The organism is Ureaplasma ceti (assembly GCF_040369755.1).
GTDB classification, from domain to species: domain Bacteria; phylum Bacillota_I; class Bacilli_A; order Mycoplasmatales; family Mycoplasmoidaceae; genus Ureaplasma; species Ureaplasma ceti.
Genome location: NZ_BAABQM010000004.1, coordinates 1 through 13377, shown reverse-complemented (window position 1 = coordinate 13377; position 13377 = coordinate 1). Strand labels below are relative to the sequence as shown.

The following is a 13377-nucleotide window of genomic DNA, read 5'->3' as shown; positions in this document are numbered from 1 at the left end:
AAAGGACAATATTATGGCAAAATACGAAATTATGTTAATCGTACGTGGCGACTTAGAAGAAGCTCAAGCTGACGCTACTTGCAACGAATTAGTTTCAACTTTAGGTACTAAAGTTGAATTAACAAAACACGGTATTAAAGAAATGGCTTACGCTATTAAAAAATTAAACCGTGGTTACTACTACCAAATGAACTTCGAATTAGAAGGTTCAGAAGGAATCAACGAATTCCGTCGTTTAGCTGGAATTAACAAGAGCGTTTTACGTCAACTTATCATTAACTTAGAAAAAGATTACGGTTACAAAGCAACTGTAAACGCTAAGAAAATTGCTCGTAACGAAAAACGTGCACAAATCTTTGCTAGAGTACAAGAAGAAAATAGAAGACGTGCTGAAGAACGTCTTGCTATGCAACAAGCTGCTCAACAAACTTCAAACAACTAATGAATAAAGTTTTTTTAAACGGTTATTTAGCAAGAGATCCTCAACAAAGAATTACGAGTAAGGGGTTGGAACAATCTAATATCACGGTTGCTGTCAATGATATTAAAAACTACAACGAAACTCATTTTATCCCTTGCGTATCTTGAGGTGTTCAAGCTAAGTATATTAACAGCAATTTAAAAAAAGGCAGTTTCGTAGCAATTGATGGTAGATTATCTGTAAGAAATTACGTTACTAATGAAGGTCAAACTAGATACGTAACTGAAGTTATCATCGATAACGTCAGAAATTTTGGTAATAGAAGAACTTCAGAAGAAAGTGAAACTACTAATAACGGGGTGGGTAATAGCAGTTTTGCTTCTGGATTATCATCATCAAACCGTTCACAAACTGTCGAAGATGGCATCCACGCTAATTTAGACGATGTGTTCGCAACAGATACTTATAGTTCTAAAAACGACGACATCGAAGAATTAGATTGAGATGACGATCTTAACTAAAAGGTACATGGAGGAAATAGAAAATGGCACCATTTAACAAAAGACGTAAACCACGTAGAAAAGTATGTCAATTCTGCGTTAGAGGTATTGAACAAGTTGACTACAAAGATGTTGATACTTTACAAAGATACATCAACGCTAACTACAAAATTACAGCACGTAGAATTACTGGATGTTGTACAAAACACCAAAGACGTGTAGCTAACGCTATTAAACGTGCTCGTATCGTTGCATTATTACCATTCGTAAAAGAATAATTTAAGTAACATAATAACAATCATGGGAACGACTTTGCTTGTTTCCATTTTTGTTTATTTATACGTGTGCGCATACACACGCACGCGCGAATGCCCGCGCATTGAGAATAAAACGTATTAAAATAAATAAAAAACAATAATTTCAAATTTTATCGAGGATACGAAAATGAAAGTCATTTTATTAGAAGATGTAAAGAACCTAGGAAAGAAAAACGATATTGTAGAAGTTTCTGATGGTTATGCAAAAAACTTTTTGATTAGAAACAAACTTGCTGAGGGTGTAGATAGTCAAACAATGAACGAAAGAAGCAACCGTCTTGATAAACTTCAATACGAAGAAGAATTAAGAATTGCTGATGCAAAGATGCTAAAAGAAAAATTAGAAAGCATGGTTTTAAAATTTAAATTAAAAGCTAACCATGGTAACGCTTTTGGCCACATCTCTAATAAAGCAATTCTTGATGAAATTAACAAAAAAGAAAAATTGGTGGACAAGCACATGCTTGCCAGCGCCTACAAATTAACTTTAGGTCCAGATAAAGTCAGAGTAAACATTTACAAAGACGTTTACGCAATTATTCCAGTCGAAGTTAAAGAAGTTGAATAATATTTGTGGCGTTCATAGATGATGATATGAATAATGACCAATTTGAAGATTTTTCAGAAGAACTAAGCGTAGATATTCTAGAAAATGAAGCAGAATTAATTTCAGCTTTATTAACCGATGATACTGCACGTAGTGAAATCTTATCAAGGTGTGATACTGAAAATTTTACTGATGCTGAATACCGGATTATCTTTGCTAATGTTAAAGAAATGAAGGAACTTAATTTAGACATCAGTACTGATTTGGTTATTCAAAAAATTAGACGTGATCAAGAAATCGAAAACAAAGACCAAGTGGTAAGAAAAATCTTGAATGCGATTGCCAATTATCCAATTATCGATAATTTGCAAACACATATCTTGATTCAAATCAATAAGTCTACTAAAGTTAAATTAGACAATTTAGCTAAAAGGATTCTTGACCAAAAAATCGATTATATGAATTCGGAAGCATACTTTAATGATTTACAAGAACAATTAATGCAAATCATCAATTCGCGTAACTTAAACCAAATGCATATGATCAAAGACTATTTAGCAGAGTTTAATAAGAAACTGGAAAATATTAAACTTAGCAAAGGTCAATTAACCGGAACAACTTCAGGTTTTAAAGCGTTGGATAAAATTACAAACGGTTTTCAACCTAGTGATTTAATTATTCTAGCGGCCAGACCAAGTATTGGTAAGACAGCTTTAGCATTAAACTTTTTAATTAATGCAGCTAAGTCCCTAGATAAATCTAAAAACGAAGTTGTTGTCATGTTCTCGTTAGAAATGGGAACGGACCAACTAATTCAAAGAATGATTTGTTCTTCAATTCCGTTAAAAAGTGAAGTCATGCGGAATGGAGACTGAGACGAACGTACTGGTCAATTAATTGAGTACGCAATTCAAGAATTACAAGAAATGAACATCTTAGTGGATGACAAAGCCAATGTCACAATCTTAGATATTCAAGCTAGTTTGCAACAAATTGCAAAAACCAATCGGATTAAACTAGTAGTCATCGATTACTTACAATTGATTGAAACCGTAGGTAAAAATACTAACCGGGTTCAAGAAGTAGGCAAAATTTCTCGGACTTTAAAATTATTAGCCAAAGAATTGCAAGTGCCTATCATTGCCATTGCTCAATTATCTAGAAAGATTGAAGAGCGTAAAGGTGACGACCGTAAACCGATGCTATCCGACTTAAGAGAATCTGGTTCGATTGAACAAGATGCGGATATTGTAAGTTTTATTGACTACAAAAGAGACGATATTGACGAAACTCAAATCAACAATGACGGATTAAAAAAATACAAAGATATCGTCACTACAAACATTTACATTGAAAAACACCGGAACGGTCAAACCGGAACCATTCAATTACTGTTTGATAAATCGACTGGTCTTTACATGGACGTTAGTCCTTCAGACCCTTACAAAGGAAAATAACATGAAAAAAATTAAACTATCTAAAAAACTTAAATTCTTAATTGGATTAACCAGTTTTGCTGCTGTAGCTGTCATTTTACCTTCAACATTGTTAACATCATGTTCATCTTCAGCTAACCCTTACGGACCTTACTCTGTAATTGGTTCAAAATCTGATATTGATAGCGGTAACGCAATGTTATACAGCACTAAAGATAAATCTTACACTTTATGAAATGGTAACGGAAAGATTATTCCTAACACTTTCTCAAACGGTGAATACAAAAATAAATGAATCACTTCAAAAGATTTATTAAATTACTACGAATCATTAGCTAAAACAGCAACTCAAGATTTCTTAACACCAATTAAAGACAAAACTACTGATGCTAAAATGGAACAAACTAATTCATTCAAAACAATTGTTTCACTTTACGCTCAAGATCCAAAAAATGTTTCAGCTCAAGAAAAAGAACATATCTTGAACTACATGAAAAACGGTTGATTATCAGCTGCAGCTTCACCATTCTTCTATGGTGTAAAACCAACAGCTGAAATGAAAAAAATTGTGAAGTTATACAACGAAATGACAATCAAGAGTAACATCTTCACATTAGTAACACAAATTTCAAACGAATTATTATCTTACTCAATCGCTTCTGAATTTAGTGAAGTTTACAACTGATTATCTAATGGCCAACCAAAGGCTCAAGATAACCCATTAGCAATTCCAGTAGCACCAGCTCCAAGTGCAGCTACTCCAGCAGCAAGTGGTTCAACTTCTACTCCAAGTTCAACCCCAGCTCCTGCTTCTAAAACAAGTGGTACTGCAAGTTCAACTGGTTCAGATGGTAAAGCACCTGTACAACCAAAAGCAAATATGTTTGCAATGAGTCCGGAATTACAAGATCAACCAATTGCAAGTAGAGTGGATAAATCACAAAGAGCGAAGAATGCTCAAAACTTTGCTAACACTTCTGTAATGCAATTATTATCACAAATTCAAAATAACGGTGTAGCTAAAGAAATGGCTATCGGTATGGGTAACTCATTAGGACAAGGTAGTCACAGTTACAACTTATGACCAAGTGGTTTTAGTGCAAAAATTAAAATCGTAAACAAAGATGGTCAAACTGTAAACTTAAACGGTGACAACATTAATGACCCTTACTCAATGATTAACGATGGTAAAGCACCAACTCAATATACTGTAGAAGTTAGTGACATTACTGTAAACTACCAATGATACAGATCTGGTAAAGTTGGTGGAGAATACGTTACAGCTGACAAAGGTAGTGCAGACATCAACAAATACTTAGATGACCAACAAAAATTAGAATTATCTTACTCAGGTTTAGCGAACGAAAAACCCGGTGACTTTAATACTGGTTACATTCACAACGTTGCTTACCAATTACCAATCGCTAACTTAAACTTTAACTTAGCACCAATGACTGAAGGTTACAGCGACCCAATTTACCCATTATTAAAAGACTTCGTTTACAACGGTATTTACACAATTCAACCATCATTAATTTACAAAGGTGGTTCAAGCGTTGATAACAAGATTAAAGTTCCAGAACAATTAAAGAGTAGAGGAACACATGCTGGTGTTAACTGACAAGTAATTAACTCAACTGCATCTGATATTAACAGTGCAATCCCTTACGGTAGTGAAAAAGACCTTGCAGATGGTAAAGCAAAACTTTCAATCGGTAAATCATTAATCGAAGAAATTAGAAAAAATCCATTAATCAAAAAAGGTGACTTACACTTAGCGCCATACTACTACTCTAACGCAACTGGTTGAACAGCTAATACATCTGAAAATAATGGTGAAAATTACGAAGCTGCTTTAACTTTAGCTGGCAATGATACAGCTGGTGGTAAAGTGTCAAACTTATTAACATACTACCAAACAAGATACTTATTAGGTATGTTCCAAAACTTATACGGTACTCCTGGTACAATGGCTTACAACATGCCAGTATTCAACAACTTCAACTCATTAAACAGATTTGAATTCATGAACATGTGATCATTAGGTTGAATGCTAGAAAATGCACAAAATAGCAGTGATTACAAAGCTAAAGGTTATACTGGTGCTAAAGTTCAAACAAACGAAATTGACCCAGCTAAAACAATGGAATTCAAAGCTGTTCAAGACCAATTAATGAAAATGTCAGTATCACAATTTGCTCACAATAAAGCAAACGCTGCTGCTGTAGCAACATACAAAAAAGGTTTAGAACAATTCTACAAAATTGTAAATATTAGTAAAACAACAACTGGTTTAACTTATTCATACGACAGCCAAAATGGTAAAATTTCTTACCACAATGCTGCTGTAACTGTAGACCCAAACAAAGCAACAGATAAAACTAATAAAACTGCTGTAGTAAACGGTCAAGACACTAAAAAACCAGTTACTGCAAAAGATTCAACTCAAAAATAAAATTACTAACTAATGAAAAAGATAACTTGAAACGATTTTTTTACAAACGAATTTCAAGCAGAATATTTCATTAACTTACAAGCTAAAGTCGATCTAGCTTACGAAAATAACCAATTATTTCCTGATAAATCTAATTTGTACAGAGCGTTTGAATTATGCTCTTTGGAAACGTTAAAAGTTGTTATTTTAGGGCAAGATCCATATCACAATGAGGGTCAAGCCAATGGCTTGGCCTTTAGTGTTAATAAAGGGGTTAAATTACCACCGAGCTTGCGAAATATTTTCTTAGAAATTAAAAATGAGTTTAATGTCGATCATTTACATGATGAGGGTTATTCAGAATTATTATCTTGAACACAACAAGGAGTTTTATTGTTAAATGACGCTTTAACAGTAAAAAAGCACGAAGCTAATTCGTGTGCCGACTGAGGTTGAAAAAACTTTAGTCAACACGCGTTAGAATTTATTAATGAACATAAACAAAATGTTGTGTTTGTAGGATTTGGTACGCACGGCAAAAAGACGCTAGAAAAATTACACTTAAAAAATAATAATATTGTTTTAACGACAGTACATCCGTCACCTTTAAGTGCGTATCGTGGATTCTTTAATAGTCAAATTTTTAAAAAGATTAATGACTACTTAACGGCCACTCATCAGAAAGAGATTAACTGATAAGATGATTGAAAATGCTTTAAGTCCTGGAAAAGCAATCTTAGTTTTTGTTGCTTTCCTTATCATTTTGTTTACTGTAGCTATTTTAAAAAAGATTTATTACCGAATTAGACATAAAAAAAGATTCTATATTATTCCTAGAGTTAGCGTAAAAGGGATTGCTAATATTGCGATGGTTATTGCCATTTCGATTACTGTGATTATGTTACTAACAATTATTACAGCCGACTTGTTTAACGTCGTCTTTAGAGCTTGGCCAGGGACCCGGGTCACGATTGAAGGTATCTTAATTAAAATCGGTGGTTTATTATTCGGACCCTTCTTAGGTATTTTTATCGGTGGAATGACCGACTTATTAGCAGTAGCGATGACAGCGGGAGTATTCCATTATGGTTACTTGATTGCTGCTATGGCTTACGGTTTAATTGCAGGAGTAATTAGAGAAATCTTTTCTTACGCCAAGAAAAAAGATATTCGTTCTGCCATTTGATCAACAATAATTTTAGCGGTGATTGAAGGTTGCGTAATGTTCTTCTTGTGATGACAATCAGGAAAAGGTATTGGTATCTATGCGTTAAACTTCTTAGGTTTACACATTGAAATGTCAGGCTATGTCATGATGGCCATCATTGGTAGCTTTATTTTATTGGCCATGGTAGTCGTGTGAATTGCCTTTGGTTTTAGAAGATACCAAATTAAAAAACAAAAATCTTTCGGTTTAGTTAACAGTAAGTCTAACTGATACCCAACCTTTGTTGTGGTGTTAGTAGCCGTCGTCATTTGTGACGCTTTAATTAACGTCTTGATGATGCCTTCATTTGATGCTCAATTGTCAAGTTTAGGTTACGTTCAATGAGTAGCAATTAGAGCGGTGATCTTTATTCCGGAAATCTTGTTAAACTTATTAATTATTTTCCCAATTTTCAAAATTGTGGTTCCGTTAATTAACTACGATTATCGTCAAGATCTCGTTGAAGACAGAAACGTTCCGGTATATGTAAATTAGGAGTTATATATGACAAAAGAAGAAATTTTGAAAGTGTTAAACACGAGCTGTGAAAGCTTGATGTTTAAATTAACTGATGAAGAAATTACATATTTCTTCAACAACTTCGATAGTGTGATGGATGATTTAAACGCTATCAAAAACTTTGATTTATCAAAATACGAAGATTATGCTTTCGTGGATGATTACAATCAAGTGCAACCAATGTCAAGATTAAGAGCAGACGAACCAGTGATGGTAGACAATCCTCACCAATACTTTAAAAATGCAGTCGCTTATGAAGACGGAATGGTGGTAGTAAAAAATGAAAAATAAAACAATTTTAGAAGTTCATAATGAATTGATGAATCACCAAATTTCAGTAGAACAATTAATTCGTGAAAAACTAGATATCATCAACCAAAGTGTAACAGAAGGCTCAAACGCGTTCTTAGAAATCTTTGCTGATGAAGCGTTAGCACAAGCTAAGGAATTAGACGGTAAAATTGCCGACGCACAAGATGATTTATTATTTGGGATTCCTGGAACTTTAAAGGATAACATTAACTTAATTAACCACAAAACAACTGGTGGTTCTAAGAGTATGGCAGACTACGTATCTGTATACGATGCAGAAGTAGTGACAAACTTAAAGAAAACTAACTCTGTATTATTAGCCAAAACTAACCTAGACGAATTTGGTTTTGGTGGTACTGGAACTTTCTCTACTTTCGGGATTGTAAAAAATCCGTTAGATAACGAAAGAATTACTGGGGGTTCATCAAGTGGTTCTGCTGTATCTGTTGCCATCGGTGCTGCTAACTACTCAATCGCTACTGATACTGGTGACTCAATCAGAAGACCAGCATCATTTATGGGTGTAGTAGGTTACAAACCATCTTACGGTGTTATTAGTAGATACGGCGTGTTACCATTCTGTTCAACTTTAGACCATGTGGGAATGTTTGCTAATGACGTAACTGATATTGCGATTTTAATGAACGCGTTAGCTAAATTTGATAGTAAAGATTTTACTTCTGTCCAATTATGAGACAAAGAATTTGTAACTGATATTGCAAGTAAAACCGAAAAATTAAACTTATTAGTTTTCGATGATGCTGTAACAGGTTTAAACGAAGAACTAAAAGGTAAATTTAACACTTTAGTAGACAACTTAAGTAAAGAACACAACGTAACTCACGTAAACTTTGGTATGGATTTATTAAACATTATTAGTCCGTTATACAAAGCTATGGCGTTCTCTGAAGGGTCAACTAACTGACAAAACTTATCAGGTATTACTTTCGGTAAAAAAGGTTTTGAAGACTACAACGATTACGTAGATTTAATGTATGCTGCTAGAAATTCTGGTTTAGGTATGCAAATTAAATCAAGAATGATTGTAGGAAACTGAATGATCTCTGTAGAACATTTTGATGCTATCTACAGAAAATCAAGAAAAATTAGACACATCATTATTGGTAGAGCTAAAGAATTAATGAAGAACTATGATGCTTTCTTAATTCCAGGAGCTTCAACTGTTGCATTCAAACTAGCTGACGTATTAGCTGGTACAGTATCAAGTAACTACTGTGATGATGCTTTACAAATTGCTAACTTTGCTGGATTGCCATCAATTACAATTCCGTTCACTAAAAACTCTGAAAACTTACCGTTCGGAATTAACTTAACTGGTAAAAAATACGAAGATAAGAAAGTCTTACAAGTAGCTTACCAAATTGAACAACACATTAAAGGAGGAAAATATTAAGATGAATAACTTTGAAACAACAATTGGGATTGAAGTTCATACAGTTTTAAATACTAAAACTAAAATGTTTTCTCCCTCATTAAACAACCACAACTTAGTGCCTAATACATTAATTAACGAAATTGACTTAGCCCAACCTGGGGTTATGCCACAACCTAACGTAAACGCAGTTATTAAAGGTATTTTATTAGCTAACGAATTACACATGGATGTTAACTACGACTACATCCAATTTGATAGAAAAAACTACTTCTACATCGACTTACCAAAGGGGTTCCAAATTACTCAACAATACCACCCTATCGGTACTAATGGTTATGTAGATATTAACGTAAACGGTCAAGCTAAAAAAGTATTAATGGAAAGAATCCACATGGAAGAAGATACTGCTAAGCAAACAGCTAAAGACGGCAAAATTTACTTAGACTACAACCGTGCAGGTTTACCATTAATCGAAATTGTTACTAGACCAGTAATGCACTCAGCTAACGAAGCTGGTGAATACTTAAGAGAATTAATCAGAATTTTACGTTTCGCCAATATTTCTGACGCAAAATTAGAAGATGGTTCATTAAGAGCTGACGTAAATATTTCTATTCGTCCTTACGGTCAAAAAGAATTTGGTACTAAGGTAGAAATTAAAAACATTAACTCAGTTAATAACGTAATTAAAGCCATTGAATTTGAAGAAAAACGTCAAAGAGAATTGTTATTAACAGGTCAAAGCGTACAACAAGAAACTAGAAGATTTGATGACGCTACAAACACAACAGTCTTCATGAGAGAAAAAACTAACGCTGTAGACTACAGATACATTATCGAACCAAACATCATGGCCTTCAGAGTCACTGATGAAGAATACCGTGAAATTTTAAGCAAGAAGAACCCATCATTACACGAAGTTAACGCTATGCTAATTCAAGACCAATTAGACGATAAAGCAATTAGTCAATTAGTAAATGATTACGACTTCTATAAAGTGTATAACCACTTAAAACAACAAGTACATGATCCTTTATTATGCTTTAAATGATTAAGTGTAGAACTTGCTGGTTTATTAAAGAAAGATAACCAATGATTTGATAAATTACAAGAAAGCACTTTAAACCACGTGGCCAGAATGTTACAACTTGTCTTACAACAAGAAATTAACGGTAAACAAGCCAAAACGATCTTAGAACACATCTACAAAACAAATAAAGACCCAGAAACATTAATTAAAGAATTGGGCTTTGAACAAATTAAAGATAAAGGTGTGATTAGAGAAATCTTGTTAAAACATATCGAAAAGAACCCAAACATGGTTCAACAATACTACGAAAGACCAGAACGGGGTGAAAAATTCTTTATTGGTATGGTAATGAAAGATACTAACGCGCAAGCTAACCCAGTCGTTACAACTGAAGTATTAAAAGAAATACTAAGTAACCAACAATAAATTCAAAATGTTGTATAACTAAAACTGTATTAATATTTAGGGGGATTAAATATGGACATGACCGAGTGAAAACTTAAAAGACTATGTAAAAAGTTGGAAAAGTATTGTACTTTATACGGAAAAATGAGAGTTTTAGATGCCGTGAATGAAGTAATTGATTTAAAAGAATTACATTATCATTCAATGGACGAATTATTTGAAAATCCTCAAAACCATCATCATAATCACTGTAGTAAGTGTGATAGTCCAGAAGAAACTGCCCACTTTTCTCACGAGCATCATATGCATGAAGATGTTGAGATTCCCTCAGTAAAATCAGTACATGAAGTATCCACAAAGCATGGGGCCAATGGTTCAGTAATTTATGAAATTAAGGATGCTGATAAGCATCACCACCATGATGAACACGATCATCATCATGACCATGACCACAACCATGACCACTGCCACTAGGACTTTTTAGTTTATCCATAATTAATATGGTTCCATCATGGAACCATATTTTTTTCTTGTTTTTTGCCTATGGTGAAAAAAATTGTAAAATTAAAGTATAATAATTAATTTTTTATTCTTAAAAGGAACATAACCAATGGCTACTACAGAAGTAAAAGAAACTAAAAAAGCTGCTAACATTTACTACGTTTCACCTCACGGTGAAAAAGGTTGAAAAATTATTAAACAAGGTAGCGACAAAGCAATTTACGTATTTAAAACTAAAGCTGAAGCTTTAGAAAGAGCAAGAGAATTAGGTAGAAACCAAAAAGCTAGCGTCATTATCAAGGGTAAAGACGGTAAAATTATGGATTCTTTAAACTACAAAAAGTAGTTTTCTTTTCAAAAAGCAATAATTTAGATATATAATATAGTTGTCAGCAGGCAGAAAGCTCCATGAAAATGTCTTTCAGCACATCGTATATCCCCACTAGGGGATTTTTTTTATCTAATCAGAGACTCTTGAGATCTGAATAAATAATTAATTCAATTAGATTATTGATATAAATAATCTTTCTAAACATTATTAGTCCACTAAATCAGCGTGACTTGAATTATATTTTTATATAATAGTAATGATATTTTTAAACTAAAGAGGTATAAAAAATGGCAGATTTTAAAGCTGAAAACTTCACATTAATCGGTAACAAATTAGAAGCTGGTCAAATGGCACCTGACTTCCAATTAGTTGACATGAATGGTGAAATGAAATCATTAAAAGATTACGAAGGAAAAATCAAAGTAATTTCATGTTTCCCATCAATCGATACTGGTGTTTGTGATGCACAAACAAGAAGATTCGCTAAAAAATACGAAAACGAATGCGATGTAATCGTATTAAACGTAAGTGTTGACTTACCATTCGCTTTCCAAAGATGATGTGCAGCTAACGAAATTAACATGGTTGCATTAAGTGACTACAGAACTAGAGAATTCGGTAAAAGCTACGGTATCTTAATGGACCCATACATGACTTTATTCCGTTCTGTATTCGTTGTTGACAAAGACAACAAAATCAAATTAGCTTCATACAACGAAGAAGTTGGTAAACCAGTTGACTTCTGTGCAGTTGAAAAAGCTGTTGACGAACTTTTATAATTTTTCATAATTTCTAAACCTATCCACTAAAAAATCTCAATCTTGGTTTGTAGCCAGGGTTGAGATTTTTATTTGTAGGTAATTAAAAGAAGAATTACTTATCGTGTTCTAAAAGAATAACTGAGTTATGAATTTAGAATAAGATAAGAATTTGGGGGTAAAAAAATAGTTTGTTAATCGGTATAACCCCAATTAACAAACCCTCTTATATCCTTAATGCAAACTATATTTCGTCTCAATTAAATATAGTAAGGTAAGATTAACGACCTAACCAACGTTAACCTTACATAAATATTATACACACAAATCAAATTAAAACAAAAGAAAACAAAAAAATATTTTAAAATTAATGTAGAATATTTAAAAACATACACATAAAAAAGCGTTTAAATGAGAGCGGTTAGGTATATATGACGCAATTTGTTCCTGTTATTAATTTAGATTTATTTAATTACCAATTGGATGATTGGTTTTTTTACAATCAATTAGTAACCGCTTCAGTCGTCTTCCATGTAATCCTCTTTATCGCTCTTTCTGTTTTGGTATGAATATCTATCGTTAACAAAAAAGAATACATTAACTATATCCAATCGTCTCTTAATAAAAAAATTCCTAAGTTTGTAAACTTTATGATGGCAACCGTCATTAAAAAGTTAAGTAAACACATTATTCTATTAAAATTCGATGCTCTTTACGGCGCACTGTGAAAGAAGCGTCTACATGAATTATTAAATTTCTGAACATCACTAATTATTCAACGTTGAATTTTAGGATTAGAAATTGCCTTATTAGACCCAACTAAAGTAATGTTGAAAAGATCAAAAACATATTTTAGACAAAAAGATTTGTTAATCTGCAAATAAATTAACAAATCCTCGAATTATGTTGTATCCTTATTAGTAAATAATGATATTTGAAGCAACGTCTAGTTGACTCTCGTCTGATTTTTCATCATATACAATATACCTAACCTTACTAAATGTTGTTTGAAAGTCATTATTTCTAAGTCTCAATCTAAATTGTGGCTAGTTATACTGTTTGAATTCTCAAGTCAAACAGTAACCGTCTCTCTTTAAATAACTACCATGGTTTGGATTCAAAAAACTCACCGCCTCGTACAGTGGGAACCGATTATGGGACACTAATTGGTTTTAAATTTTAACACAAGAACTAAACTCAATTGGCGAAAGTCAGTTGAGTTTTTTCTGTATACGTTTGTTATTGTAATAATTAATGTATTTA

The 13377-nt window shown here is 32.9% G+C and carries 15 protein-coding genes; all 15 read left to right on the top strand.

Going from position 1 to position 13377, the window contains the following annotated elements; all coding sequences use genetic code 4:
- The first annotated feature begins 13 nt into the window (after positions 1-13).
- Positions 14-442, top strand: coding sequence for a 30S ribosomal protein S6 (gene rpsF, locus ABWU82_RS02975; protein ID WP_353290018.1), 429 nt, complete (start codon positions 14-16; stop codon positions 440-442).
- Positions 442-942 (top strand): single-stranded DNA-binding protein, encoded by a 501-nt coding sequence (locus tag ABWU82_RS02970; protein ID WP_353290017.1) that lies wholly within the window; start codon positions 442-444, stop codon positions 940-942. The genes rpsF and ABWU82_RS02970 overlap by 1 nt, the downstream gene beginning before the upstream one ends.
- Before the next feature lie 23 nt (positions 943-965).
- On the top strand, positions 966-1199 hold the full coding sequence (gene rpsR / locus ABWU82_RS02965; protein ID WP_353290016.1) for a 30S ribosomal protein S18: 234 nt from the start codon (positions 966-968) through the stop codon (positions 1197-1199).
- 166 nt (positions 1200-1365) lie between these two features.
- Entirely contained in the window at positions 1366-1806 is a 441-nt protein-coding gene (gene rplI, locus ABWU82_RS02960; RefSeq protein WP_353290015.1) for a 50S ribosomal protein L9, read from the top strand.
- Positions 1807-1811: 5 nt separating this feature from the next.
- Entirely contained in the window at positions 1812-3242 is a 1431-nt protein-coding gene (locus ABWU82_RS02955) for a replicative DNA helicase (protein ID WP_353290014.1), read from the top strand.
- 1 nt (position 3243) lies between these two features.
- Positions 3244-5676 (top strand): hypothetical protein, encoded by a 2433-nt coding sequence (locus tag ABWU82_RS02950; protein WP_353290013.1) that lies wholly within the window; start codon positions 3244-3246, stop codon positions 5674-5676.
- A 12-nt stretch (positions 5677-5688) separates the two neighbouring features.
- Positions 5689-6354, top strand: a complete 666-nt coding sequence (locus tag ABWU82_RS02945) for a uracil-DNA glycosylase (RefSeq protein ID WP_353290012.1) — start codon at positions 5689-5691, stop codon at positions 6352-6354.
- A gap of 1 nt (position 6355) precedes the next feature.
- Complete coding sequence (locus ABWU82_RS02940; RefSeq protein ID WP_353290011.1) at positions 6356-7357, top strand: ECF transporter S component; 1002 nt, start codon at positions 6356-6358, stop codon at positions 7355-7357.
- 9 nt (positions 7358-7366) lie between these two features.
- Complete coding sequence (locus ABWU82_RS02935; RefSeq protein ID WP_353290010.1) at positions 7367-7672, top strand: Asp-tRNA(Asn)/Glu-tRNA(Gln) amidotransferase subunit GatC; 306 nt, start codon at positions 7367-7369, stop codon at positions 7670-7672.
- Positions 7662-9107, top strand: coding sequence for an amidase family protein (locus ABWU82_RS02930; RefSeq protein WP_353290009.1), 1446 nt, complete (start codon positions 7662-7664; stop codon positions 9105-9107). Before ABWU82_RS02935 ends, ABWU82_RS02930 begins: the two co-directional genes overlap by 11 nt.
- A gap of 1 nt (position 9108) precedes the next feature.
- A complete protein-coding gene (gene gatB, locus ABWU82_RS02925) occupies positions 9109-10545 on the top strand; it encodes an Asp-tRNA(Asn)/Glu-tRNA(Gln) amidotransferase subunit GatB (RefSeq protein WP_353290008.1) in 1437 nt (478 codons plus the stop codon).
- A 51-nt stretch (positions 10546-10596) separates the two neighbouring features.
- Positions 10597-10998 (top strand): hypothetical protein, encoded by a 402-nt coding sequence (locus ABWU82_RS02920; RefSeq protein WP_353290007.1) that lies wholly within the window; start codon positions 10597-10599, stop codon positions 10996-10998.
- Positions 10999-11134: 136 nt separating this feature from the next.
- Positions 11135-11371 (top strand): DUF2188 domain-containing protein, encoded by a 237-nt coding sequence (locus ABWU82_RS02915; protein ID WP_353290006.1) that lies wholly within the window; start codon positions 11135-11137, stop codon positions 11369-11371.
- Between the two features lie 272 nt (positions 11372-11643).
- A complete protein-coding gene (gene tpx, locus ABWU82_RS02910; RefSeq protein WP_353290005.1) occupies positions 11644-12135 on the top strand; it encodes a thiol peroxidase in 492 nt (163 codons plus the stop codon).
- Positions 12136-12545: 410 nt separating this feature from the next.
- Positions 12546-12998, top strand: coding sequence for a hypothetical protein (locus ABWU82_RS02905; protein ID WP_353290004.1), 453 nt, complete (start codon positions 12546-12548; stop codon positions 12996-12998).
- Positions 12999-13377 lie beyond the last annotated feature (379 nt).